This is a genomic window from Pseudomonas sp. S2_B07, from assembly GCF_054668435.1.
This window is the reverse complement of the sequence record NZ_CP162769.1, coordinates 5,379,087-5,402,439: the sequence shown is the minus strand read 5'-3', so window position 1 is coordinate 5,402,439 and position 23,353 is coordinate 5,379,087. Positions and strand designations below refer to the sequence as shown.

25 protein-coding genes are annotated in these 23,353 nt (G+C 60.6%); 4 read left to right on the top strand and 21 right to left on the bottom strand.

All coding sequences use genetic code 11. From position 1 onward, the window contains the following. Nucleotides 1–9 precede the first annotated feature (9 nt). From AB4N43_RS24945 to AB4N43_RS24930, 4 genes are all read left to right on the top strand, one after another. The gene (locus tag AB4N43_RS24945) at nucleotides 10–1,215 is read left to right on the top strand and encodes an MFS transporter (protein WP_460152097.1); all 1,206 of its coding nucleotides are present in this window, start codon (nucleotides 10–12) and stop codon (nucleotides 1,213–1,215) included. 83 nt (nucleotides 1,216–1,298) lie between these two features. Beyond that, entirely contained in the window at nucleotides 1,299–1,637 is a 339-nt protein-coding gene (locus tag AB4N43_RS24940; RefSeq protein WP_027924064.1) for a hypothetical protein, read from the top strand. Nucleotides 1,638–1,681: 44 nt separating this feature from the next. Then, nucleotides 1,682–1,936 (top strand): hypothetical protein, encoded by a 255-nt coding sequence (locus AB4N43_RS24935; RefSeq protein WP_027924063.1) that lies wholly within the window; start codon nucleotides 1,682–1,684, stop codon nucleotides 1,934–1,936. 25 nt (nucleotides 1,937–1,961) lie between these two features. Beyond that, complete coding sequence (locus AB4N43_RS24930; RefSeq protein WP_059182348.1) at nucleotides 1,962–2,342, top strand: termination factor Rho; 381 nt, start codon at nucleotides 1,962–1,964, stop codon at nucleotides 2,340–2,342. A 130-nt stretch (nucleotides 2,343–2,472) separates the two neighbouring features. Here the strand turns inward: AB4N43_RS24930 and AB4N43_RS24925 are convergent, their stop codons facing one another. From AB4N43_RS24925 to fabF, 21 genes are all read right to left on the bottom strand, one after another. Next, nucleotides 2,473–3,390: a PfkB family carbohydrate kinase gene (locus tag AB4N43_RS24925; RefSeq protein WP_059182347.1), complete on the bottom strand. Its 918-nt coding sequence runs from the start codon at nucleotides 3,388–3,390 to the stop codon at nucleotides 2,473–2,475. Beyond that, nucleotides 3,383–4,849 carry a purine-cytosine permease family protein gene (locus tag AB4N43_RS24920; RefSeq protein ID WP_194940684.1) on the bottom strand — a complete coding sequence of 489 codons (1,467 nt, stop codon included), beginning with the start codon at nucleotides 4,847–4,849 and terminating at the stop codon, nucleotides 3,383–3,385. Before AB4N43_RS24920 ends, AB4N43_RS24925 begins: the two co-directional genes overlap by 8 nt. Before the next feature lie 219 nt (nucleotides 4,850–5,068). Next, nucleotides 5,069–6,067 carry an ADP-ribosylglycohydrolase family protein gene (locus AB4N43_RS24915; protein WP_460152095.1) on the bottom strand — a complete coding sequence of 333 codons (999 nt, stop codon included), beginning with the start codon at nucleotides 6,065–6,067 and terminating at the stop codon, nucleotides 5,069–5,071. Continuing rightward, the gene (locus AB4N43_RS24910; RefSeq protein WP_027924058.1) at nucleotides 6,064–6,777 is read right to left on the bottom strand and encodes a GntR family transcriptional regulator; all 714 of its coding nucleotides are present in this window, start codon (nucleotides 6,775–6,777) and stop codon (nucleotides 6,064–6,066) included. Before AB4N43_RS24910 ends, AB4N43_RS24915 begins: the two co-directional genes overlap by 4 nt. A gap of 222 nt (nucleotides 6,778–6,999) precedes the next feature. Then, nucleotides 7,000–7,968 carry an L-arabinose ABC transporter permease AraH gene (gene araH, locus AB4N43_RS24905; RefSeq protein ID WP_027924057.1) on the bottom strand — a complete coding sequence of 323 codons (969 nt, stop codon included), beginning with the start codon at nucleotides 7,966–7,968 and terminating at the stop codon, nucleotides 7,000–7,002. A gap of 12 nt (nucleotides 7,969–7,980) precedes the next feature. Next, nucleotides 7,981–9,525, bottom strand: coding sequence for an L-arabinose ABC transporter ATP-binding protein AraG (gene araG / locus AB4N43_RS24900; RefSeq protein WP_059182345.1), 1,545 nt, complete (start codon nucleotides 9,523–9,525; stop codon nucleotides 7,981–7,983). A gap of 63 nt (nucleotides 9,526–9,588) precedes the next feature. Further along, nucleotides 9,589–10,593, bottom strand: a complete 1,005-nt coding sequence (locus tag AB4N43_RS24895) for a substrate-binding domain-containing protein (RefSeq protein WP_027924055.1) — start codon at nucleotides 10,591–10,593, stop codon at nucleotides 9,589–9,591. A 123-nt stretch (nucleotides 10,594–10,716) separates the two neighbouring features. Further along, nucleotides 10,717–11,535 carry an SDR family oxidoreductase gene (locus tag AB4N43_RS24890; RefSeq protein WP_027924054.1) on the bottom strand — a complete coding sequence of 273 codons (819 nt, stop codon included), beginning with the start codon at nucleotides 11,533–11,535 and terminating at the stop codon, nucleotides 10,717–10,719. 195 nt (nucleotides 11,536–11,730) lie between these two features. Then, nucleotides 11,731–12,606 (bottom strand): SMP-30/gluconolactonase/LRE family protein, encoded by an 876-nt coding sequence (locus AB4N43_RS24885; protein ID WP_027924053.1) that lies wholly within the window; start codon nucleotides 12,604–12,606, stop codon nucleotides 11,731–11,733. Nucleotides 12,607–12,737: 131 nt separating this feature from the next. Further along, nucleotides 12,738–13,454, bottom strand: a complete 717-nt coding sequence (locus AB4N43_RS24880) for a FadR/GntR family transcriptional regulator (protein ID WP_027924052.1) — start codon at nucleotides 13,452–13,454, stop codon at nucleotides 12,738–12,740. A gap of 190 nt (nucleotides 13,455–13,644) precedes the next feature. Continuing rightward, nucleotides 13,645–14,205 carry a DUF1285 domain-containing protein gene (locus AB4N43_RS24875; protein WP_460152094.1) on the bottom strand — a complete coding sequence of 187 codons (561 nt, stop codon included), beginning with the start codon at nucleotides 14,203–14,205 and terminating at the stop codon, nucleotides 13,645–13,647. A 16-nt stretch (nucleotides 14,206–14,221) separates the two neighbouring features. Continuing rightward, nucleotides 14,222–14,827 (bottom strand): DUF4823 domain-containing protein, encoded by a 606-nt coding sequence (locus AB4N43_RS24870; protein WP_027924050.1) that lies wholly within the window; start codon nucleotides 14,825–14,827, stop codon nucleotides 14,222–14,224. 232 nt (nucleotides 14,828–15,059) lie between these two features. Next, the gene (locus tag AB4N43_RS24865) at nucleotides 15,060–16,028 is read right to left on the bottom strand and encodes a GTP 3',8-cyclase MoaA (protein WP_027924049.1); all 969 of its coding nucleotides are present in this window, start codon (nucleotides 16,026–16,028) and stop codon (nucleotides 15,060–15,062) included. A 139-nt stretch (nucleotides 16,029–16,167) separates the two neighbouring features. Then, nucleotides 16,168–16,806, bottom strand: a complete 639-nt coding sequence (locus tag AB4N43_RS24860; RefSeq protein ID WP_008152317.1) for a TetR/AcrR family transcriptional regulator — start codon at nucleotides 16,804–16,806, stop codon at nucleotides 16,168–16,170. Between the two features lie 377 nt (nucleotides 16,807–17,183). Next, complete coding sequence (locus AB4N43_RS24855) at nucleotides 17,184–17,972, bottom strand: TatD family hydrolase (RefSeq protein WP_059182344.1); 789 nt, start codon at nucleotides 17,970–17,972, stop codon at nucleotides 17,184–17,186. A gap of 14 nt (nucleotides 17,973–17,986) precedes the next feature. Next, complete coding sequence (locus AB4N43_RS24850; RefSeq protein WP_027924047.1) at nucleotides 17,987–18,343, bottom strand: PilZ domain-containing protein; 357 nt, start codon at nucleotides 18,341–18,343, stop codon at nucleotides 17,987–17,989. Nucleotides 18,344–18,385: 42 nt separating this feature from the next. After that, nucleotides 18,386–19,372 carry a DNA polymerase III subunit delta' gene (locus AB4N43_RS24845; protein ID WP_460152091.1) on the bottom strand — a complete coding sequence of 329 codons (987 nt, stop codon included), beginning with the start codon at nucleotides 19,370–19,372 and terminating at the stop codon, nucleotides 18,386–18,388. Beyond that, nucleotides 19,365–19,997 carry a dTMP kinase gene (gene tmk / locus AB4N43_RS24840; protein ID WP_027924045.1) on the bottom strand — a complete coding sequence of 211 codons (633 nt, stop codon included), beginning with the start codon at nucleotides 19,995–19,997 and terminating at the stop codon, nucleotides 19,365–19,367. The genes AB4N43_RS24845 and tmk overlap by 8 nt, the downstream gene beginning before the upstream one ends. Nucleotides 19,998–20,016: 19 nt before the next feature. Further along, the gene (gene mltG, locus AB4N43_RS24835; protein ID WP_410922568.1) at nucleotides 20,017–21,258 is read right to left on the bottom strand and encodes an endolytic transglycosylase MltG; all 1,242 of its coding nucleotides are present in this window, start codon (nucleotides 21,256–21,258) and stop codon (nucleotides 20,017–20,019) included. A 3-nt stretch (nucleotides 21,259–21,261) separates the two neighbouring features. Further along, nucleotides 21,262–22,077, bottom strand: coding sequence for an aminodeoxychorismate lyase (gene pabC / locus AB4N43_RS24830; RefSeq protein ID WP_027924043.1), 816 nt, complete (start codon nucleotides 22,075–22,077; stop codon nucleotides 21,262–21,264). Beyond that, entirely contained in the window at nucleotides 22,077–23,321 is a 1,245-nt protein-coding gene (gene fabF / locus AB4N43_RS24825; protein WP_027924042.1) for a beta-ketoacyl-ACP synthase II, read from the bottom strand. Before fabF ends, pabC begins: the two co-directional genes overlap by 1 nt. Nucleotides 23,322–23,353: the final 32 nt, after the last annotated feature.

Below are 23,353 nucleotides of genomic sequence, written 5' to 3'. Positions count from 1 at the left end.
AACCGCGTCATGTCCAGCGCAACACCCCCAGTCTCCAGCCGGTTGTTCGGTCTGTTTTGCCTCGCCAGCTATTTGCTGTCGCTGTCCTATGGCGCAACGTTTTTACTGTCGTTGCTGATCGGCTCACGCGGCGGCAATGAACACGATGCCGGCAGCGTGATTTCGGCGGCCATGCTCAGCACCTTTGCGGCGGTGATCGTCTCCGGGCATTTGTCTGACTGGCTCGGTGCTGCGCGGTCGATTGCCGTGTTTGGCGTGTTGCTGGTGGCGGCCAGTCTCGGCTTCGCCTTGACCCCGGGCTTCGGCAACCTGCTGCTGTTTTTCGGACTGTTGCTGGGGCTGGGTTGGGGCGTGTTCTACACCCTCGGGCCGATCATCGTGGCCAGCCTGGTGACGTCGGCCCAACGCGCCAAATACTTTGCGTTGCTGTCGGGCAGCATGATGACCGGGATTGGCAGCGGCCCGTTGCTGGGCCGTGCCGCCAGCGCCCTCGGTTATCCGGTGACCGCCGCGTTTTACCTCGCCGCACTGGCCAGCCTGATCGGCGTTTTACTGTTCTGGCGACTGGATGCACAGCTCAAGAAAGCGCCCGCGCCTGCCACTTCGGTCGCACGGATTTCCTGGCGCGCAACGGCTCAAGTGCTGTCGTCCAAAGCTGTGTTCCCGATCATCATGGTCGGTCTCGGCGGTTGCGTGTTCGGCGGTCTGTCGAGCTTCCAGACCAGTTACGCCGCATCCCGTTCGCTGGACTACTCACTGTTCTTTTTCGGCTTCATGGGCGCGGCGATCAGCAGCCGCATGTTGATCGCAGGCATCGTGGTCAAGCGTGACCCGTTCCGCGCCTCCTGCCTGTTGTCGGGCCTGATGATGGGCTCGATTGTGGTGTTTGGTTTCGTGGTCGACAGCGGGTTCAGCTATGTACTGGCGGCGGTGATGCTCGGTGTCGGATACGGGCTGACCTATTCGGTGATCAATGGCCTGGCGGCCAACGAAGCGCCGCACGGCACGACCTCACAAGCCTTGCTGTTGTTCAGCCTCGCCTACTTCATCGGTGTGTTTGGATTTCCTTTGCTGGCGGGGACAATCATCGTTGAACACGGGATGCCGACGCTGCTGCTGACCGTGTTGGCCGTGGCTGTCCTGAACTGGCTGATCACCGTGGGCCGGTTGATCTGGCGTCGGTTTGCGCCGGCTAAAGCCGTGCAGCCAGCCTAGACCGTTCGTCGTTCCTCAGGCACCAATGCAAATCCCGGGCGGACCAACATCAGGTAAGGACTCTATTAAACGGAGACGATGCCATGTTCATGTCCAGGTTGACCGCCCTCGCCCTCACCACGCTGCTGTCCTCTGCCGCATTCGCCGCGACACTCGCTGAAGGAACCGGCCCGACCAACCCGGTCGAGGGCCCGAAAGCGCCCGCCATCCAAAGCGCACCCGGTATGAACACCAACGGCTCCGGCATCGACAACAGCCTGCCGCCCTCCACGGGCACTGACCCACGGACTCAGGGCAACGACGCCGGCCGTCAAGGCGGGCTGAATTTGCCCGACACGCGCACACCCGATAACGCCGGCAGTGGCATCGGCTCGAAAACCACCACCGGCGGCTCGGGTTCCGAAGGGGCCGCCAATCAATAGCTCGCCGCCGCGAGCAACCTCTCCACCACCATCCAGAGGTAAGCATGAACGACGATAACAACCTGGAAAAAGAAGTCCTGATCCGCCTGCTGCACGCCCACCCAAGTGGCTTGGGCAAGGAGGTCCTGGACAATTATCGCGGGGAGAAAGTCGTGGCCAGCACCCTCGCCGCCCTGCAGGACCGAGGGCTGATTCAACACGGCCACGTGACGTGCAACGAAGCGGGTGAGCACTCGCTGAACCTGCCGATCAAGCTCAGTTGCGCCGGGGTTGAAGCGGCACGCAAACTGGAAATCTGAACACTCTGAAGCCAGGAGAGATCCCATGCCTCGTGGAAGCAAAGACAAATACACCGCCGAGCAAAAGCGCAAGGCCGAGCACATCGAAGAAAGCTATGAACACAAAGGTGTGTCCAAGGATGAAGCCGAGGCCCGCGCCTGGGCCACGGTGAACAAGCAGTCGGGTGGCGGTGAACGCGCCGGGGGTTCCGGGCGCAAGAAACCGGCCAGTGCCAAGTCCGAGGATCGCAAGGAATCATCGCGGCGGGCGGTGGCGACCCGTGAAGGCCATTCGCGTAACAGCAAGGCTTCGCGGGATACGCAGACGGTTGATAGCCTGATGAAAGAGGCTCGAGCGAAGCAGATTCCCGGGCGGTCCGGGATGCGCAAGCAGGCGTTGATTGAGGCGTTGCGCAAGGCTGGGTAAATTCAGAATCTGCGGTGAATTGACTGGCCCCTTCGCGAGCAGGCTCGCTCCCACATAGGATCAGTGCACGACGCAGATCAACGGTAGGAGCGAGCCTGCTCGCGAAGGCTATCGTTCAACGCCATCAATCTTACGGATTGATTAAAGCATCCACCTCAGCACTCCCCGGCGAAGTCGCCGGCCCCCACCGAGTGACCGCCAACGCCGCCGCGGCATTCGCCCGGCGCGCCGCCTCAATCGCCGACAATCCATGCGCCAACCCGGCCACAAACACTCCGGCATGCGCATCGCCCGCCCCGTTGCTGTCCACCGCCGTCACCCTGAAACCCGGCACATGCTGACGCTCGCCACGCTGGCTGATCCAACACCCTTGCGGCCCATCGCGCACCACCATCAACACCTCGGCGGGCAGGTGATCGCCCAAAAGATCCAACGCCTGGGCAATATCCGATGCACCGGTAAATCGCAGCACCTCAACGCTGTTGCTGGTCCAGATATCGATGCGCGCCAGCAAGGCTTTCATCAACGGCTCATCCGGTGAATCCACCAACGGCCCCGGATCGAACACCACGTTGATGCCTCTCGGCAAATCCAGCACCCAATCCACCAGCGCCTTCGCCTTGCCTACTTGCAGCAGGCTGTAGCCACTGACGTAGACATAGTCGCCCGCCTCGGCCGGCACGCTGGCCAGGTCCTCGGCGGTCAGTTCGCCTTCGGCGCCGATGTAGGAAATGAAACTGCGTTCGGCCGAGGCATCCGTCACCGCCACGCACAAACCCGTGTCCCGGTCTGCGGGTTGGGCGATGCCGATCCGAATGCCTTCCGCCTGCATCGCCTCACGCGCCAGATCGCCGAAACGCCCGGTGCCATGGCGCCCGAGGTAGACCACGGGCAAGCCATTACGCTGGGCCGCAGCCATCACATTGAAGCCGCCGCCGGCTTCGAAACTGGCGGACTTCGCCAGCACGTCGCCGCCGGTTTGAGGCAATTTATCCACGGCCATGACCAGGTCGATGATGACCTGGCCGGTGTGCAGCAAATTAGGCATGAGCATTCTCAGTCATGGCGGCGCGGCGATCCTTGGCGCCACCGAGTACAAAATAAATCCCGCCGGCCACCAGGAACGTGACGATCCAGCCCAGGCCGTTATGGCCCAGCCACGAGTCGGACAGGAAACCACGGAACCACACCGTCTGTTCGGTGGTGCCGATGGTGGTAAAGCTGAAGCCCAACACGATCGCCACGGCCCATGCACCGAAGGCGCGCCATTCGATACCACCGCTGTACCAGTAAGCGCTGCTCGGGCTGACGTCCAGCAGGTCTTTGGGGCTGTAGTAATGACGGTGAATCAGGTCGACGACGAAGATCCCGACCCACGCGGTGATCGGCACTGCCAGCAAGGAAATGAAGGTGATGAACGGACCGTAGAAGCTGTCGGCGATCAGCATGAAGTAGATCGAACCGGCGAAGATCGCGACGATATCCACTACCACCGCGTACACACGCTTGACCTTCAAACCGAGGGTCAACGTGGTCAGGCCAGCCGAATACACCGACAGGTTATTCGACAGCAACAGGCCGCCGAACGCGGTGATCAGGTACGGCACGGCCATCCAGGTCGGCAGCATGTCGCGGATCGCGATGATCGGGTCAGTGGCGGAAGCCAGGTCATTGTTACCCACCGACAACAGACCGCCAAGAGTGATCAGCAACACCAGTGGAATCCCCGCACCGAACGCTGCCGACGCCACCAGGCGCACCGCTTTGACACTGCGATGCTGGTAGCGCGACATGTCGGCACCGGCGTTGGCCCAACCGATCCCGGTGCCGGCGGCCATCGTGCCGACGCCGATGATCATGGCGCTCAACGGTGCAGGTGTGGCGTTGAACACGGCGCTCCAGTCGATGGTGGCGCAGAGGAAACCGCCGACCACAATGTTCAGCGCGCCGAACACGTAGGTCGCCCACTTCTGAATCACCAGCAGCGTGGCGTGACCGAGGCCGGACACCGACAACGTCAGCAACACGAAAATCGCGATAAACAGCAACGTCAGAACCGGCGCGCTTTTGGCTTCTACGGGCGATCCGAACAGGATCGAGCACAGCGACAGCAACACGAACGCGGCAGTGGTGGTGTTGACGGTTTCCCAGCCCAGGCGCGACATCAGCGAAACCAGGGTCGGGCCGATATTGCCCCGTACGCCGAAGATGGCTCGCGACAGGGTCAGGCTCGGTGCGCGGCCACGCCGACCGGCGATGGAGATAATCCCGACCACCGCGAACGAACCGGCAGCGCCGAGGATCGCAACGATGATTGCCTGCCAGATCGCCAGGCCACGAAACGCCACCAGCGTGGCGCCCAACGGCAGGCCGAGGATGGAAATGTTGGCGGCGAACCAGACCCAGAACAGTTGCAGCGGATGCCCGTTGCACTCCGCTTCCGGCACCGGTTCGATGCCGCGCGTTTCCAGTTGCCCGGCACTTTGCCCGGCGGTTGATGAACTCATGAAAATACTCCTGTTGCCTTGTTGTGATTATGGGCAATGACGGAAGACGACAACTACAGCCCGGCTGTCCTGGCCAAGTCAGTGCGATCCATTGCGGTGAAAAATTCAAACAAGGGGCGCGCCTATCGCGGGCAAGCCCGCTCCCACAGGGACAGTGTGTACCTCAAGGTTTGCACTTTACCTGTCGGAGCGGGCTTGCCCGCGATGGCGTCAGCCCGGTCAACGCAAAGCCAAAAGCCCTTGCACCAACGGTTCCAATTCAAGGCCATTAACCGCTTTGACCTTGTCGATCATCGCCACCGGCCAACTCTCAAGGCCCAGGCAAGCCCCCAGCATCGCGCCGAGAATCGCCGCCATGGTATCGGTGTCACCGCCCAGTCCCGCAGCCATGCACACCGCTTCAAAGGCACTCATCTCGCCAATGGCCACTTGCTGCGCCAGGGCAAACGAGACCACCACCGATTCCTGCGAGGCCACCGAGGTGCCAATCACGTCGTACATCACGTCCGCCAGCAGCGCCTTGTCGCTGTCGACACTAATGCTGCGTGCCCAACTGATGCGCGAGGCAATCCGTCCGCCCGCCACCCAGTGACCACGACCTTCAGCTTGCTGCGCGATCTGCTGACCGAGGTTCAGCGCTTCGCCCAAATCCATGCCATTGATCCCGGCAGAAATCACCGCCGCCACCGCCGCCGCGCTGGAGATGCCCAGCGTGGTGTTGTGGGTGACCTGACACGCCTGCACCACCGCTTTGATGAAACGCTCCGGGTCGGCGACATCCGCCGCAATGCCGACCGGCGTGATGCGCATCGCTGCGCCATTGGTGGTGCCGTAACGCCCCGCTTCTTCCGGCGACTGACCGGCGAGGATCATCTCGATCGCCCGCTTGGTCGAAGGCCCGAGCAAGTCCTGCGAGCCCTTGGCCTGCATCTCGGCTTCCCATTCGATCAGCCGCTGCGCGAGCACCGCCGGCTCGATCCGTCCCTCACCCTCAATCAGCAACTGACCGACCAGAATCGCCTGTTCGGTGTCGTCGGTGATCGAGCCCTTGGGCATGTTGGCGGCGATCGGTTGATCGGGGCCGGCGTCCTCCAGATCGGTGATTTCGCCGAAGCGCGCCTTGATCTCGGCGCGGCTCAGGGACTGGGTCGGCATGCCCAGCGCATCGCCCAGGGCCAGTCCGTAGAACGCGCCCAGGGCACGATTGAGCGCAGTCATTTCGGGGTTCCAAATTGCAGGTGCAGGCGAAAATGTACGGGATCGAGCAGACTTTCGACTTGCTCCATGAAGCGGTTTTGCCGGTCGTAGGTGGTCCGCAGCGCCTTGAGGAATACGGTGCCCACCGGACGCCCCAGCAATTCGGCGTCTTCGGCATTCAGGGGTTCGGCGCCGATCCATTGATCGCCGCGTTCGCCGATGTAGCCGTAGGCGGCCAGGGTGATGGTCAGTGAATTGTCGATCAGACCAACGCGCGGCAGGCTTTCCAGGCCACCGGTCGCGGGCATCAATGAGCGTTCGAGGGAGACCAGCGTGCCGTTGTTGGAGCGGCGGCGCCGGTCGAGGGTGATGAATTGGTCGGTGCCGAAACGCGGCAACAGGTCCGGACGCGTCACCGCTTCCAGGCGCAGCACTTCGGTATTGATCAACGCTCCGCTGTCGGCCAGCGCCTGGGCCCAGCCGCTGCGCTGATCGAGCACCACACCGTCGAAGGTGACGATGGAACCGACACCACTTTGCGTCGCAATGTAGTTGCGCCGTTTCAACTCGGCGAGTGCTTCACGCAGCGTCCCTCGGCTGACTTTGAATTCTTGAGCCAACTGATGCTCGCCCGGCAGCAGAAAGCCGTCCTCCATGAGGCCGCTTTCAATGCGCCGGATGAGTTCGTCGACCACCCGTTGTTTCTTGTCAAATCGTACCTGTCTAATCATGTACAAAGAAATAGCCGAAACGGGTCCGTGCGGGCAAGGGATATTTCAGGAAAGTGACGGGAGGACGCGGTTGTACGCGATAGAGGGGTGATTCAGATACACCGCCATCGCGGGCAAGCCACGCTCTCACCGGTTATGTGTCAGTCGCATAATCCGTGCACGACACATGACCTGTGGGAGCGCGGCTTGCCCGCGATGGCGTCAGCTAAGACAGCACGAGTCTCAGCGTTGTTTGAGTCGGTCGATGACGACCGCCAACAACAGGATCGAACCACGAATCACATACTGGTAAAACGTATCGATGTTCTTCAGGTTCATCGCATTTTCAATAATCGCCAGAATCAACACCCCGGCAATTACATGCCGGATCATGCCGATCCCGCCGCTCAACGACACCCCGCCCAGCACGCAAGCCGAGATCACCGTCAGCTCAAAACCCTGGCCAATCATCGGCTGCCCGGAGGTCATGCGCGACGCCAGGATCACCCCGGCCAACGCGCCAATCACGCCATGCACGGCGAAGATGAGGATCTTGGTCCGGTCAACGTTGACCCCGGCCAGCAACGCCGCTTCCTGGTTGCCGCCGATGGCCATGGTGTTGCGCCCGTAGGTGGTGTAGTTCAGCAGCCAGCCGAAAAACAGGAAGCAGACGATGGTGATCAGGATCGGCACCGGCACGCCAAACAACTGGCCATTGCCGAAGACGAAGAACTGTTCTTGCGAGACGCCGACCGCTTTGCCGTTGGCAAAGATGTAAGCCAGACCGCGAACAATCTGCATGGTCGCCAGCGTGGTGATCAACGCGTTGACCCGCAGCTTGGCAATCACGATCCCGTTGATCAGCCCGACAATCAGGCCCATGAACAGTGCTGCCGTCACCCCAAGAAAGACGCTGTCGGTGTCGCGCATGACCACCGCCGCAACCACACCGGCACAGGCAATCACCGAGCCCACGGACAAGTCAAAATGCCCGGATGCCAGGCAATACAACATGGTGCACGCGGCGATGCCGGTGGTGGAAATCGCCAGGCCCAGGCCGCGCATGTTCAGTGGCGAGAGGAAGTTGTCGATCAGTAACGTGCAGAGCACGAAGATCCCGACGGCTGCCAGCAGCATCACCCAGTCATCGAGAAAGCGTCGCAGGTCCAAGGGTTTGCGCTCGGTAGGCAGCGCGTTGTTTTGGGTTGTCATCATAGTCACCTCTCAGTTCGCCACGCCGTCAGCGCGTTGGCGTGGCAAAGCCAGTTGCAGCAGGTTGGATTCATTGGCCTCGGCGCGAGACAACTCGCCGCGCATCGCGCCTTCGCAGAGCACCAGAATGCGGTCGGAAATACCCATCACTTCCATCAGGTCGCTGGACACCACGATCACCGCGATGCCGCTTTCGGCGAGGTTATGGATGATCTGGTAGATCTCCGCCTTGGCGCCGATGTCGATGCCGCGTGTCGGTTCGTCGAGCAACAGGACTTTCATCGGCATCGACAGCCAGCGACCGAGAATGGCCTTCTGCTGATTGCCGCCGGACAGGTACATGATTTTCTGTTCAGCGCTGGGCGTCTTCACCTTCAGCGCCTTGATATGTTTGTCGGCATTGCCCTTTTCCCACAGGCCACGCAACAGGCAGCCAAAGGTGGAATGCGCGCCGCGAGCACTGATGTTGATGTTCTCGGCGACACTGGCGAGCGGGATGATGCCCTCCTTCTTGCGGTCCTCGGGGCACAGCAGAATCCCGGCCGCAATCGCATCGCGAGGTGAGCGCAGTTTCAGTTCATGGCCGCGCAGTTCCAGGCGTCCGGCCGTATTGCGTTCCAGCCCGCTGAGCAGGCGGAACAGCTCGGTGCGCCCGGCACCGACCAGCCCGAACAACCCGAGAATCTCGCCTTTGTGTGCCTCGAAACTCACCGGCTCGCGCAAGCCGGGGCCGAGCAGGCCATCGACCTTCAGCGCCACCGCGCCACGTTGCCGAGCGCGGTAATCGTAGATGTCCTGAATGTCGCGACCGACCATGCACGTCACTAGTTGGTCGTGGGTCAGTTCGCTCATGTCCTCGAAGGTGCGCACGTAGCGGCCGTCCTTGAACACCGTCACCGCGTTGCAGATGCGGAACACTTCTTCCATGCGATGGGAGACGTAGAGCACCACTTTGCCTTCGTCGCGCAGGCGTCCGATGATCGCCATCAAGCGGTCGATCTCGCGTGCCGACAGGCTGCTGGTCGGTTCGTCGAACGCAATCACATGCGCGCCACGGGACAACGCCTTGGCGATTTCCACCAGTTGCCGCTGCCCGAGGGACAAGCGCCCGACTTTTTCTTGCGGGTCGATTTCATCGGCCAGGCCTTTGAGGCAAGCCAACGCCTGTTGGCGCAAGGCGCCACGATTGATCAGGCCGAAACTGGCCGGCAGGTGCCCGAGGAACAGGTTCTCCGCCACGGTCATTTCCGGCACCAGGTGCAATTCCTGATGGATCACCGCGACGCGGCTGGCGATGCTGTCGGCGGTGGATTTGAACGCCATCGTCTGTTCGCCGATCTGCAGGTCGCCGCTGCTCGGCGTGTAGGCGCCACCGAGGATTTTCAGCAGGGTCGATTTGCCGGCACCGTTCTCGCCCATCAAGGCGTGAACCTGCCCCGGGTGCGCGACGAAGCTGATGCCATCCAGCGCCTTCACGCCGGGAAAGGTCTTGCCGATCCCGTTGAAGCGCAGGCTGCCGCCGACGCTGTGCTCATGTGTCTGTACTTGCGCGTGCATAAACCACCTCTTCACAGATCAGACGGCCCCGTCGCCAGGGCCGCCGTTGAAATCAACCGCGCCTCAGTTCCAGAGGCCGATCTTTTCCAGTTCCTGCTTGAAGTTCTCGCGCGTGATCAGCGTCACGTCGTCCATGGCGGTGAATTTCGGTGGTTCTTTGCCGGTGGTGACCCAGTCAAACATCATGCTGGCGGTGTTGTAGCCTTCGATGTGCGGGCTTGGCAGCATCGAGCCAAAGAAGCCGCTATTGGGCTTTTTCAGTTCGCCGATAGCATCCGTACCGTTAATGCCGATGCCGATGACGTTGGCCGCTGCAAAACCGGCGGTTTCGGTAGCGCGCACGCCGCCCAGCACCGTGTTGTCGTTCATGCCGCCGATGATCAGGTTTTTCGCGCCACTCGGCAGTTTCACCAATGCAGAGTTGGTGGCGTCCATGCTGCCCGGGACGTCGAGGGTTTTCTGCGCCGTGAAGAGAATGTGGTCTTTCGGGAAGCCCGCGTCTTCCAGCGCCTTGACCGAACCGTCGGTGCGCTTCTTGCCAGTGTCGAGTTCGTTGAACGTGTTGATCACCGCGTAGGTGTCTTTCCAGTCCCAACCGCGTTTCTTCGCTTCGGTGGCCATCGCCGCGCCCTGTTTCTGGCCGACTTCAAAGGCGGCCATGCCGAGGTAAGGCACGTCTTCCATGAACTTGCCGCTGGCATCGACAAAACGGTCATCGACCGCCATCACTTTCAAACCATTGGCCTTGGCCTTGGCCACGATGGCCGGGCCGAGGCCGACGTCCGGCGGGCAGATCACAAAACCCTTGGCGCCGTTGGCCGCAAGACTGTCGATGGCAGACAGGGTTTTCTCGCCGTCCGGCACAGCGATCTTGATAACGGTGAAGCCTTTGTCTTTACCGGCCTTTTCAGCGAAGGCCCACTCGGTCTGGAACCAAGGCTCCTCCGCTTGCTTGACCAGAAAACCAATCTTTACTTCCTCGGCTGCCAGCAGCGTACTGCTCAGGCTAACCGCGGTGACCGCCAGAGCGGCACAGCACAGGGAACGGATCCCGCGACGACGATTCATAAGCTGACTCCTTGTTATTTTTTTTGAGCGTTATTTGAAAGCCGGTGAACACTTTGAAGCTAATAGTCATATCGTATGATGATTGGCTTTCAGACGGAGTTCCGCGCCTGAAAGCGGTTCTATTCAGTCGTGATACATCACCGAGCGCCCACCATCGATGGTGATGCACGAGGCATTGATGAACGGCGCTTCATCGCTGGCCAGGAACACGGCGGTCATGGCCACTTCCATCGGTTGACCGATGCGACGCGGCGGATGCAAGTCCAGGGCGCGTTGACGCTCGGCATGCGGGTCGGCAAACCCGTTCCAGTAATCCACGTTCAATTGGGTTTCGATGTAGCCCGGCGCGATGGCGTTGACGCGAATGCCGTTGGCCGCGTATTCGATGCCCAGTGCACGGGTCAGGCCGAGCAAACCGTGCTTGGCCACCGGGTACGGGAAACAGCCCGGAATGATGTGGCTGGAATGGGTCGACGCAATGTTGATGATGCTGCCGATGCCCTGTTCGATCATTTGCGGCAGCACAGCCTTGCAGCCATACCAGGCGCCGTCGAGGTCGATGGCGAAGCAGCGACGCCAATCTTCCTCGGTCATTTCCAGCGGATCACGGAACACATTGACCCCGGCGCAGTTGACCAGGACGTCGATGCGGCCGTGCAGATCAATCGCCAGCCTAGCCATGGCGTGCAGGTCTTGCTGGTGCGAAACGTCAGCCTTGATCGCGACCACGTCCGCACCCTGTTCACGCCAATGCGCCGCGACTTTCTCGACTTTCTCAGCCTGGATATCGCTGATGATCAGCTTGGCCTGCTGGGCCGCGAACGTCGCGACGATGGCCTCGCCGATGCCCTGGGCAGCGCCGGTCAGCAACACCACCTTGTTCTTCAGGCGCTCGCCTTTGGGCGGCTCCGGCACCGCTGGCAAGGAAAGAGGTTCAGCCATGAATCAAGACTCCTTTTGCGGGCACGACAAAAACCGGGCATCTGTCGATGTCCGGTCAAAAGACTGTCTGGAAAATCGCTGCATCACTTCACCTGTTTTGTTTTTTTAAGTGTGAGTGCGTGTAACTGATGGCCGACTATAAACCTGCCCGGCAAATAATCTCAATATATAATTTTACATCCCATATTTTGGGATTTATCCAGCAAAGCGCGTACAAGGTTTCCCGGCCACATTTACTCGAAGCGACAACACCGCCCCGTCCAGCGGATGGTTGAGCGGGCTCGCCGCGCTGGTGATGTACAGGGTTTTCAGGTCTTCGCCACCGAATACGCAACTGGTGGGACGGCTGACAGGCAGTTCGATGATTCGATCGACGTGTCCGTCCGGGGTCAGTCTTATCAGGCAACTGCCATCCCAGCGGGCGTTCCAGATGTAACCTTCGGCATCCATGGCCGAGCCGTCGGGGACCCCACGCTTGTCGGGACCGAACCAGACATAAGCGGTGTCCAGATTGCCGTCGGCGTGGATGAAGTAGCGGTACAGCGTGGCGTCGAGGCTGTCAGCGAAAAACAGAGTGGTGGCGTCTTCGCTCCACAGCAGCGTGTTGGGAATTCCCAGTCCGCGAAGCAACGGCGTAACCCGGGCATCGCGGTCGATACGGAACAGGCCACCGGAGCGACGGGTGACCGGCAAGTCTTCGCCGTTTTCGCCGATGTTGTTCTGCATGGTGCCGAGCCAGAGCCGCCCCTGCGCATCGCAACGGGCCTCGTTGGGGCGGTTGCCGGGTTGCGGGTCGGCCATGCAGAGCAAGGTCAGTCGTGGTTCAAGGCCCGGGGAGTCGAGGTCCAGACGATAGACGCCGCTGCTCAACGCGACCAGCGCATCGCCGCTTTCACACGGAATGAAGGCGGAGATGTGTTCCGGCATTTGCCAAATCTGGACGTTGGCGCCGATTAACCGGAGGGCTTGTTTGCCGGCGATGTCGACCCAGTACAGCGCCTGTGTCGGGGCATCCCAGAACGGGCCTTCGCCAAGCCGCGCCCGGTGCTGGGTCAGCGCATTCAACGTCATGAAACCTCCTGCCTTGTTCTTGTTTTTAGGTGTGAGCGAGCTTGCTCGCGATAGCGGTGTGTCTGTGACATCTATGTCGGGTGTGCCGACGCTTTCGCGAGCAGGCTCGGTCCCACATGGGTTCTTTGTAGTCAGCCAGTTCTTTTGTCGGCCACGACTTGGGGGTAGAAGCGTTTGATCGCCAGGTCTGCGTTATCGATCAGGGTCATGCACGCCCACACCCCGCGCGCGGCGTCGCGGGCGGCGATGGCGTCGGCCATGTCTTTGTGGATGGGCAGCGTACGCCGCAGTTCGTCGGGGTCGGCGGCAGAGACTTCGAATGACACCGCCAGCAGCGCGCCGAGCGCCGGGACCATTTGTTCGATGAATTGATTGTGGCTGGCGGCGAGGATGCACTCGTGGAATACCCGGTCGGCGCGGTTGTAATCGACGCCACTGTCCACGGCCCGCTCCAGCGCGTTGTAGGCCAGGAGGATGGCCTGCACTTGCTCGACCGTCGCCCGTTCACAGGCCCAGCGCACGGCCATCGGCTCGATGGTGCGGCGCAGGTCGAGCAAGTCGTCGACGAAGTTTTCCGGCAAACCACTGCGTGACAGCCAGCCGACGACTTGCGGATCGAAGAGGTTCCAGCGCCGCACCGGCAGCACCCGCGTACCGACTTTCGGCCCGACTTCAAGCATGCCTTTGGCGACCAGGGTCTTGATGGCTTCACGGATGACCGTGCGGCTGACCCCCAGCTGCTCGCCCAGGTCAGCTTCGACTTTGAGGGTTTCGCCAGGCTTGACCTCGCCAGCGGCAATCCAGCAACCCAGCCAATCGACCGTTGAGGCGTGAAAACTGCTGGACATGGAAACCTCAGGACCGCGCGCGATGGAGCAACACGCTAATCATCATATGATTGGGTGTCAATTGGATTATTGAAAGAACACAGAGAACCCTGTGGGAGCGAGCTTGCTCGCGATGAGGCCGTAACATTCAACATCAATGTTGACTGTCACACCGCCATCGCGAGCAAGCTCGCTCCCACAGGGTTTTGTATTAAGGCTCGAGACCGATGGGGAAAAACTCGCCGCCACTCCACACACCCAGCCAGCGTTGCCCGTCGATTTCACGGGTCACGGCCAGTTCCACCAGTTGATAGAACAGATTGCGGTGGATCAGCGCTTCAAGATTGGTCCGCACATGCACGTAGGGCGCGGGCTCTTGAGTGACCGGATCAATGACCACCCGAATCGGGTGCTCCGCGCCTGCCTCGGCCGTTTCATCCACGTTGGTGGTGAATCGCAGGAGCTGAGCCTCACCCTCGCCTTCCACATCGACGGCAATCGCCACGAACGGCGCATCATCGACCTTGATCCCGACCTTCTCGACCGGAGTGATCAGGAAGTAATCATCGCCATCGCGACGAATGATGGTCGAGAACAATTTGACCATCGGCTTGCGCCCGATTGGCGTGCCCAGGTAATACCAGGTGCCGTCGCGGGCGATGCGCATGTCGATGTCGCCACAGAAGTCGGGGTTCCACAGGTGGACCGGCGGCAAGCCTTTGGTCTTGGGGATTTGCCCCAACAAGTCGTTGGCTTTTTGCGGGCCACTCATGGCGTTCTCCTTTAAATTACTGGTCGCTGATCCCGATCAGGCTGCGCGCGTATTGCTGCAGGGGTGGGCCGATCAGGTCTTCTGGCTTGTTGTCGTGGAACGTCAGTAAACCGCCACGACTCTTGATGCGTGCAGTATCAATCAAATACTGGGTGCTGGTCTCGATCAACATGATCTGAATCACGCCGCTGTCGATGCCGAGGCGGTCCACGTATTCCTGATCGAGCCACTCATCGGAGTTGCCGATGCGGTCGTCAGCCTTGGCGAACCGCGTGTAAAGCAGGTAATGGGCACCGGCGGCACGGGCTTCAGCCATGGCCTGGTCGAGGCCTTCGGGTGCACGGGCGCGGCGGACCATCGGGAAGTATTCGACAAAGCCGTTAAAGGCTTCTTCGGCCACCACGTTTGGGCGCGGATAAGGACTGCCTGGTGGCGAAAAGGCACCTTGGGCGATGTAGATGAACGAGTCCGGCTGAATCCGCAGGTTGTTCACCCGACGGCTGTCGCTGTGATCCAGCAGCCCCGCGTCGCTCATCTGGTAGCGAGTCCCTTCAGCCATGTCGCTGACATTCATGCAGCCACCAAGCGCCAAAACGGCCAGCAGCAAAACCAGGCTACGCATCCTACCCTCCAGAGGCCGGTGACGGAAAACCGGCGAATGGCCATGGGATGCAGCTTCCGCGCCAGTCTTGAGCATAGGGATGTTTGCAAATAGATAATGCAAATCTGTGGCGAGGGAGCTTGCTCCCGCTCGGTTGCGCAGCAGCCGTAAATTCTGAGGAATGCAGTGTCTTTGGAAATTCGGGGGCCGCTTCGCGCCCCAACGGGAGCAAGCTCCCTCGCCACAGGGCGTGTCAGCCGCCAATAATCTTCATGACTGTCGCGCCGCCGGAGAACGCCACTTCCTGCTTGTCACCCAAGGCCTTCACCAGCAGCCGCTGCAACGCCGGCAGCGCTTGATGGCGAGGTTTGTCGAGCAAGTCGCCGACATAGTGACGGTTGCTCGACGACAGGCAGCCATGCAGCCAACCCGTGGACGAAAGACGCAAGCGCGAGCACGTACGGCAGAATGGAACGCTTTCATTGGCGATTACACCAAAATGCCCCTGCCCCGGAATCTCGTAGCGCACCGCAGTGGCATCGACCGGTGCATCGGCCTGCAGATACTCATAACGCTCGCCAATCAGGCTCAGCAACTGCTGGAGGCTGACGAACTGTTGCAGGAACGCATTGGAGTCGGTGGCCAGGTGGCCCATGCGCATCAGCTCGATGAAGCGCAACTCATAGCCGCGTTCCAGGCAGTAATCGAGCAGCGGCATCACCTGATCAAGGTTCTGTCCGCGCAGCGGCACCATGTTGACCTTGATCTTTATGCCCGCCGCGCTGGCCTGATCCATGCCGTCGAGCACGGTCGCCAGATCGCCGCCGCGGGCAATGCTGCGAAAGGCGCTGGCGTCCAGGGTGTCGAGGGAAACGTTGATACGACGAATGCCGGCGTCCACCAGCAACGGCAGCTTTTTCGCCAGCAGCTGACCATTGGTGGTCAGGCTGATGTCTTCCAGGCCCATCTGGCCAACGGCGGTCATGAAGGCTTCGAGTTTGGGGCTGACCAGCGGCTCGCCGCCAGTGATACGCAAACGCTCGATGCCCGCCGCTTCGATCAAATATGCCACGCCGCGCGCCATGGCCTCGGCCGACAATTCATCCTGCGCAGCTACCAGCCGCTTGCCGTTGGGCACACAGTAGGTACACGCGTAATTGCAGGCTGAGGTCAGACTGATCCGCAAATTGCGAAAACGCCTGCCTTGACGGTCAACGATCATGGATCACTCCGGCGATGGACAAGTGGAACGCACAAAACTTGACTCAGAATTCAAGTTTTGGCAAGTCCCAAGCCTGAGTATATTCCTGCGGTACTGCGCCATATAGAGAAATCATGGCGCAATCAGGCAGCTGAATGGTTCAGCTGCTCGGAGTGTCGGTATCGCGCTTGCGCTTGTTGCCCATGCGCACGCCGATGTCCATCAGAAACTGGAAGAAGCCTTCCTGATCTTCCAGCACGTTGCTCCAGAACGGCGAGTGATACAGCGCCACAGCGCCATGCACCAGCGCCCACGATGCGCAGTAATGGAAGTACGGCGGCACGTCTTCGAGCTTGCCTTCGCTGATCCGGCCTTTGATCAGCAGGGTCAGGCGTTCGAAGTTCGAGGCGCGGATCTTGTGCAGTTCCTCGACCATCTCCGGCACTTGATTGCCCTTGACCACCTTCTCTTCCAGGCGGTCGAACAACCGATAGCGTTGCGGATCGCGCATGCGGAATTCGAAGTAGGCCCGGGACAGCGCTTCCTTGTCCTTGTCGACATCGGCCGAATGCAACAGCTCGTTCAAATCACGCTCGTAATCGAGCATCAGGCGCAGATAGATCTCCGCCTTGGATTTGAAGTGCTTGTAGATCGTGCCTTTGCCGATACCGACGGCATCAGCAATCATCTCGACGGTGACACTGTCTTCACCTTGGTCGAGGAACAGCTTGAGCGCGGTATCGAGAATTTCTTGCTCGCGGCGACGAAACTCACGGACCTTACGAGGTTCTTTATGCATAAGAAAAGGTCTGTTGGGGGTCAAAATTCGAAGCCGCGTATTATGCCTAACTTACGCAAAAATGCACGGATCATCCGACCATATCTGTGTTTCTTGATGATTTCCCGCAGGCTCGCTCATTGATGAGAACTCTTCCGAAGCGGGCGTATTCCAAAATTGTTTAAAAACCGGGGCCCGTAAACTGGACTAGGCGCAATAGTGATCAATACTTGAACTGTCGGCGAGACATCTCCCCCAAGTGTTGCGCCGATATTGGTACCAACGGACCGCGTACCATTGTTTTACTCCTAATGGTCTTAACCCGGATTCACCCCCCAGAACCCGGGTTTTTTTTGCCTGCGATTTGACCCTGCGCAGCGAGCTTGCTCGCGATAGCCCTAAACCGGTTTCACATGCGCCAAAGGGAACAGCCGCTTGAAGTTCTCGGTGGTCTGCTCGGCAAATCGCTCGTAAGGCTCACCCCGCAACATGGCCAGAAATTCCGCGACTTCCCTTACATACTGCGGCAGGTTCGGCTTGCCGCGATACGGGATCGGCGCGAGGTATGGCGAGTCGGTTTCCACCAGCAAGCGGTCGGCAGGCACTTTGCTGGCCACGTCGCGCAGCGCGTCGGCATTGCGGAAAGTGACAATACCAGACAGGGAAATGTAATAACCCATGTCCAGCGCGGCCTTGGCCATGTCCCAGTCTTCGGTGAAGCAATGCAGTACGCCGGCCTGTGGCAGTGCCGCCTCACGCAGCAAGCTTAAAGTATCGGCACGGGCGCCGCGGGTGTGGATGATCACTGGCTTGCCGGTCTGCTGTGCTGCCTGCAAATGTAGGCGGAATGACTCCTGCTGCAACTCGGCCGCTTCCGGTTCGTAGTGATAATCCAGACCGGTTTCGCCAATCGCGACGACGCGCGGGTGATTGAGTTCGCGCAACAACCAGTCCAGTGCGGGCGCAGCGCCCGGCTGCACATCCAGCGGATGCACGCCGACCGAACAATCGACGTCGTCATAACGTTCAGCCAGGGCTTTGACGTCGGCCGCGTTGTCGACACTGACGCCGATGCACAGGAAGTGCCCTACCCCGCGCTGACGGGCCGCGTCGAGTGCCGCATCCAGAGAGCCGTCGTGGGCGGCGAGGTCGAGACGATCAAGGTGACAATGGGAATCTACGAGCATAAAAGGGCTGCAACTTACATCGTATGGGTGGGACGGTCGGATTTGAGGGCTCCGGCCAGGTAGTTTTCGATTCGACTGCGCGCCGTGTTGTCACCGTCGTTGAACTGCACGCCGACGCCAGCGGCGCGGTTACCCTGAGCGCCTTTGGGCGTGACCCAGGTGACTTTGCCCGCGACCGGAATCTTTTCGGCTTCATCCATCAGGTTCAGCAACATGAAGACCTCATCGCCCAACTTGTAGCTTTTGTTGGTCGGGATAAACAGCCCGCCGTTCTTGATGAAGGGCATGTAGGCCGCGTACAGCACGGATTTGTCCTTGATGGTCAGGGACAAAATGCCGTTACGCGGCCCCGGGTTGACGAGTTCATTCATGCTGACCTCCACTGCTGATGCACAGAGTCTAGGCGCAGACGATCACTTCTGGGTAGGCAGCGAGGCCCATTGCACCAGCAGCGCTTCCAGCAAAAGTGCCGGATTGAGGTTGGCTTTGCTCATCACCTTCTGACGCTGGGCAAGGATCCAGTCCTGGATATTCAGGACTTTATCCTGAGCGGCTTTCTGCGCCAGGTACTGAACCACCTTACGCATGTCCGTCAATCCCAGACCGTCTTCATCCTGGGTCAGCTGATAGCGCAGGATCAGGCTCGACCAGTCGCAGAACCAGTCGAACAGCAGCAACTGTGGAATGGTTTTCCATTCTTCGGCCAATTGTGTCGGCGATTGCTGTTGCTTGAGCAACTTCTTCACGCCCTCCACCACCAGCGCGCGCTGTTCGCGCACACCCTGGGCCTGCAATTTGACCGCGCCCAGCGGAGAACCGGCGGCCAGCGTCAGCAGTTCGACGCGCTCGTCTTCCGAGCTGTCCGGCAACGCCTTCGCCAACCATGCAAGGCTCATCGCTTCGCTCGGCAGTGGGCAGGCCTGCTGTACGCAACGGCTCTTGATGGTCGGCAACAGGCGACTGGTCTGGTGACTGACCAACAGCAAAACGGTATCGCCCGACGGCTCTTCCAGGCTTTTGAGCAACGCGTTGGCGGCGTTGACGTTCATCGACTCGACCGGCTCGATCAACACCACTTTGCGCCCGCCCATTTGCGAGGTCTGCACCACGAAGCTGACCAGATCGCGGACCTGATCGACCTTGATCGCCTTGTCGGCTTCTTCCGGCTCGAGGATGTAGTTGTCGGGATGACTGCCAGCCTTGAGCAGCAGGCAGGATTTGCATTCACCGCATGCGTCCTGCGCGGTTGGCCGCTGACACAGCAGGCTGGCCATCAAGCGTTCCGCCAGCGCGCGCTTGCCGATCCCGGCCGGGCCATGCAGCAGATAGGCGTGAGCGTGTTGCTTACGACCGGCCAACTGTTGCCAGAGGCTGTCCTGCCACGGATAGGCTTCAGCCACGGGTCAACTCCAGCAGACGCGGCAACAAGGCGTCCAGCGAATGCTGAACCTGCACCAGCGGCTGGGCGGCATCGACCAGCACATAGCGCGCCGGATCCGCCTCGGCGCGCTTGAGGAACGCACTGCGCACGGCATCAAAAAAGGTTCGGCCTTCGAGTTCAAAGCGGTCCAGACGACCGCGAGCACTGGCGCGGGCCAGGCCCACTTCCACCGGCAGGTCGAAGATCAAGGTCAGGTCCGGGCGCAGATCGCCCTGGACGAAGGTTTCGAGCGTCGCGATGCGCTCCAGCGACAGACCGCGACCGCCACCTTGATAGGCGTATGTAGAATCCGTGAAACGATCACACAACACCACCGCACCACGGGCCAGCGCCGGGCGAATCACTTCGGCCAGATGCTGGGCGCGCGCGGCAAACACCAGCAGCAGCTCCGTGTCGGGGTTCATGACTTCATCAACCGGGGCCAGCAGCACTTCGCGAATCCGCTCGGCCAACGGCGTACCACCCGGTTCGCGGGTCAGCACCACTTCGATACCGGCAGCGCGCAGGCGCTCGGCCAGGTATTCGCGATTGGTACTTTTGCCGGCGCCTTCCGGGCCTTCCAGGGTAATAAACAAGCCAGTCACGGGCAGTCCTTATCAGAAATTATTGCGCGCCTTGCGGAGCGACAGCTTCCGGCGCGGGCTCAGCTGCCGGTGCAGGCATCGGAACCGGAACCGGAGCCGGAGCCGGAGCCGGAGCCGGTTCTTGCGGCACGACGGAGGGCAACGCCTCGGGATCGGGATCAGGTGAAGCCGCCGGAATCGGCGCCTCGGCCTCCGGTGCTTCGCCATTCGCCGCCTCTGGCCCAGGGATCGGTGCCGGGCTGGAACGATAATCGGCACGACGCTTGAGCTGGAACTCACGCACTGCGTTGTTATGGGCATCCAGATCATCGGAGAACACATGGCTGCCATCGCCACGCGCAACGAAGTACAGGCTGTTGCCGGCCACCGGGTTCAAAGCGGCATGGATGGCTTCGCGGCCGACCATGGCAATCGGCGTCGGTGGCAGCCCCGAGATCATATAGGTGTTGTACGGGGTCGCTTCCTTGAGGTGGGCGCGGGTCAGTTTGCCGCTGTAGCGATCACCCAGACCGTAGATCACCGTCGGGTCGGTCTGCAGCAACATGCCGATCGCCATGCGTCGAACAAAGACCCCGGCAATCTGCCCGCGCTCTTGCGGCACGCCGGTTTCCTTCTCCACCAGCGAGGCCATGATCAGCGCCTGATAGGGTTCGGTGTACGGCGCATCCGCAGAACGTTGATCCCACTCTTTGGCGAGGACTTCGTCGAGGCGGTCATAGGCTTTTTTCAGCAGATCGACGTCGCTCATGCCACGTACAAAGCGATAGGTGTCGGGGAAGAAACGACCTTCCGGGAAAATCCCGCGGTGACCGAGTTTTTCCATGACCTGGCTGTCGCTCAAACCTGCGATTGTCTGCTCGAGTTTTTCATCTTTGGCCAGGGCGGCGCGGACCTGGCGGAAATTCCAGCCTTCGACAAGCGTCACGCTGTACTGAACCATTTCGCCGCGTTTCCACAGGTCGATCAGCCCTTCAACCGTCATGCCCGGAAGCATGCGGTATTCGCCACTGTGCAACGGTTGCTTGGGCAGATTGAAGCGCCAGTAAACGCGCAGCCAGAACGCGTCCTTGATGACGCCGTCGGCTTCGAGTCGATAGAAGGTGCGGGTGGGTGTCGTGCCTTTGGGCACGTCCAGCAGCTCTTCCTGGGTGATGTTCAGCGGTTGTTCCAGCGCCGAATGGATTTTCCAGGCAGAAGCGCCCAGACACAGCCCCGCCAGTACCAATCCGGTTTCCAGCAGCAGCAAGAATTTACGTCTCACGTATCAAGCATCCAGTAGCGCGCGGGCAATGGTTTGGAGTTTACGGGTGAGCGGCCCAACCGGCCAGCTCAGCGCAGCATAGGCGCGCACGGGCCAAACGCCATACACGCTGTTGCAGACAAAGACTTCATCGGCCCATTGCAGCTGTTCGAGCGTGATGTCGCCCACTTGCGTGGGGATCCCCGATGACTCGGCTTGAAACAATAATTCGTCACGCATCACACCGGCCACGCCGCAGCGTTTCAAATCGGCGGTGATTAGCACGCCATCGCGCACCAGGAACAGATTACTGAACACACCCTCGATCACGCGACCGGCCTGATCCAGCATCAAGCCTTCGGCATGTTCGCTGTCTTGCCATTCGGAGCGGGCAATCACTTGCTCAAGACGGTTCAAATGTTTGAGCCCGGCAAGCAAGGGTTGTTTTGAAAGTCGTGTGGCACAGGGAAACAATCGAACGCCCTGCTCGGCATGCGCAGCGGGATATACCGCCGGAGGATTGCCTTGCAGAATGCGTCGGACTTGCGCCGAAGGATCAGGCGCATAACCGCGCAGACTGTCGCCGCGCGTGAGGATGAGCTTGAGCACGCCCTCACCGAGCGCTGCGGCATAGGCCAGCAATTCGTTGCGAACCAGGTCGTGATCCGCCGAAATCGCCAGGCGCGAACAGCCCTGCGCCAGACGCGACAGATGCCGCTCCAGCAACAGCGGCTGCCCGCCGCGCACGGCAATGGTCTCAAACAGACCATCACCGTAGGCCAGGCCGCGATCCTTCAGCGACAGAGTGTCAGCCGGCTGACCGTCGACCCAGCTGTCCATCAGTCAGCGAACCGGCGGAAAACCAGCGAGCCGTTGGTCCCGCCAAACCCGAAGGAGTTCGACAGCACCACATCGATGTCCATGTTGCGCGCCGTGTGCGGTACGAAGTCGAGGTCGCAGCCTTCGTCCGGCTCATCAAGGTTGATGGTCGGCGGCGCGACCTGGCTGTTGATCGCCAGTACGCTGAAGATGGCTTCAACGGCGCCCGCCGCCCCCAACAGGTGACCGGTCATGGACTTGGTCGAACTGACGGCCAGCTTGTAGGCATGATCGCCGAACACCGACTTGATCGCACAGGCTTCGGCAAGGTCACCGGCCGAGGTCGAGGTGCCGTGGGCGTTGATGTATTGAACCTGATCAACGTTGACCTTGGCATCACGCAGGGCGTTGGTGATGCAACGTGCAGCACCCGCACCGTCTGCCGGTGGCGACGTCATGTGGTAAGCGTCGCCACTGGTGCCGAAACCGATCAGCTCGGCATAGATGGTCGCGCCGCGCGCCTTGGCGTGCTCCAGCTCTTCAAGCACCAGGGCACCGGCACCGTCGGACAGGACGAAGCCGTCACGGCCCTTGTCCCACGGACGGCTGGCACGGGTCGGTTCGTCGTTGCGGGTCGACAGCGCGCGGGAAGCACCGAAGCCGCCCATGCCCAGTCCGCACGCGGCCATTTCGGCGCCGCCGGCAATCATCACGTCGGCTTCGTCGTACATGATGTTGCGGGCTGCCATGCCGATGCAGTGCGTACCGGTGGTACACGCCGTGGCGATGGCGTAGTTAGGTCCCTGTGCACCCAGGTGGATGGACAGGAAACCGGAAATCATATTGATGATCGAGCCTGGCACGAAAAACGGAGAGATCCGCCGTGGGCCGGAATCATGCAGGGTGCGGCTGGTTTCTTCGATATTGGTCAGACCGCCAATACCCGAGCCCATGGCCACGCCGATACGCTCTCGGTTGGCATCAGTAACTTCCAGCCCCGAGTTACGCACCGCCTGAAAACCTGCGGCCAGACCGTATTGAATGAACAGGTCGAGCTTGCGCGCTTCCTTGACCGACAGGTATTCCTCGACATTGAAGCCCTTTACCGAGCCGCCAAAACGGGTGGAATAGGCAGAAAGGTCGGTGTGTTCGATCAGACCAATGCCACTGCGGCCAGCCAGAATGCCCTGCCAACTGCTCGGCACATCCGTGCCCAGTGGCGACAACATACCCATACCGGTGACTACGACGCGTCTACGCGACACAGCACTCTCCTTTTTTCAAATGACGACTTTGC

What these genes read in the sequence shown, in the direction of transcription:
- AB4N43_RS24945 (WP_460152097.1), top strand. Translation starts at nt 10, where the DNA reads ATGTCCAGCGCAACACCCCCAGTCTCCAGCCGGTTGTTCGGTCTGTTT.
- AB4N43_RS24940 (WP_027924064.1), top strand. Translation starts at nt 1,299, where the DNA reads ATGTTCATGTCCAGGTTGACCGCCCTCGCCCTCACCACGCTGCTGTCC.
- AB4N43_RS24935 (WP_027924063.1), top strand. Translation starts at nt 1,682, where the DNA reads ATGAACGACGATAACAACCTGGAAAAAGAAGTCCTGATCCGCCTGCTG.
- AB4N43_RS24930 (WP_059182348.1), top strand. Translation starts at nt 1,962, where the DNA reads ATGCCTCGTGGAAGCAAAGACAAATACACCGCCGAGCAAAAGCGCAAG.
- AB4N43_RS24925 (WP_059182347.1), bottom strand. Translation starts at nt 3,390, where the DNA reads ATGCCTAATTTGCTGCACACCGGCCAGGTCATCATCGACCTGGTCATG.
- AB4N43_RS24920 (WP_194940684.1), bottom strand. Translation starts at nt 4,849, where the DNA reads ATGAGTTCATCAACCGCCGGGCAAAGTGCCGGGCAACTGGAAACGCGC.
- AB4N43_RS24915 (WP_460152095.1), bottom strand. Translation starts at nt 6,067, where the DNA reads ATGACTGCGCTCAATCGTGCCCTGGGCGCGTTCTACGGACTGGCCCTG.
- AB4N43_RS24910 (WP_027924058.1), bottom strand. Translation starts at nt 6,777, where the DNA reads ATGATTAGACAGGTACGATTTGACAAGAAACAACGGGTGGTCGACGAA.
- araH (WP_027924057.1), bottom strand. Translation starts at nt 7,968, where the DNA reads ATGACAACCCAAAACAACGCGCTGCCTACCGAGCGCAAACCCTTGGAC.
- araG (WP_059182345.1), bottom strand. Translation starts at nt 9,525, where the DNA reads ATGCACGCGCAAGTACAGACACATGAGCACAGCGTCGGCGGCAGCCTG.
- AB4N43_RS24895 (WP_027924055.1), bottom strand. Translation starts at nt 10,593, where the DNA reads ATGAATCGTCGTCGCGGGATCCGTTCCCTGTGCTGTGCCGCTCTGGCG.
- AB4N43_RS24890 (WP_027924054.1), bottom strand. Translation starts at nt 11,535, where the DNA reads ATGGCTGAACCTCTTTCCTTGCCAGCGGTGCCGGAGCCGCCCAAAGGC.
- AB4N43_RS24885 (WP_027924053.1), bottom strand. Translation starts at nt 12,606, where the DNA reads ATGACGTTGAATGCGCTGACCCAGCACCGGGCGCGGCTTGGCGAAGGC.
- AB4N43_RS24880 (WP_027924052.1), bottom strand. Translation starts at nt 13,454, where the DNA reads ATGTCCAGCAGTTTTCACGCCTCAACGGTCGATTGGCTGGGTTGCTGG.
- AB4N43_RS24875 (WP_460152094.1), bottom strand. Translation starts at nt 14,205, where the DNA reads ATGAGTGGCCCGCAAAAAGCCAACGACTTGTTGGGGCAAATCCCCAAG.
- AB4N43_RS24870 (WP_027924050.1), bottom strand. Translation starts at nt 14,827, where the DNA reads ATGCGTAGCCTGGTTTTGCTGCTGGCCGTTTTGGCGCTTGGTGGCTGC.
- AB4N43_RS24865 (WP_027924049.1), bottom strand. Translation starts at nt 16,028, where the DNA reads ATGATCGTTGACCGTCAAGGCAGGCGTTTTCGCAATTTGCGGATCAGT.
- AB4N43_RS24860 (WP_008152317.1), bottom strand. Translation starts at nt 16,806, where the DNA reads ATGCATAAAGAACCTCGTAAGGTCCGTGAGTTTCGTCGCCGCGAGCAA.
- AB4N43_RS24855 (WP_059182344.1), bottom strand. Translation starts at nt 17,972, where the DNA reads ATGCTCGTAGATTCCCATTGTCACCTTGATCGTCTCGACCTCGCCGCC.
- AB4N43_RS24850 (WP_027924047.1), bottom strand. Translation starts at nt 18,343, where the DNA reads ATGAATGAACTCGTCAACCCGGGGCCGCGTAACGGCATTTTGTCCCTG.
- pabC (WP_027924043.1), bottom strand. Translation starts at nt 22,077, where the DNA reads ATGGACAGCTGGGTCGACGGTCAGCCGGCTGACACTCTGTCGCTGAAG.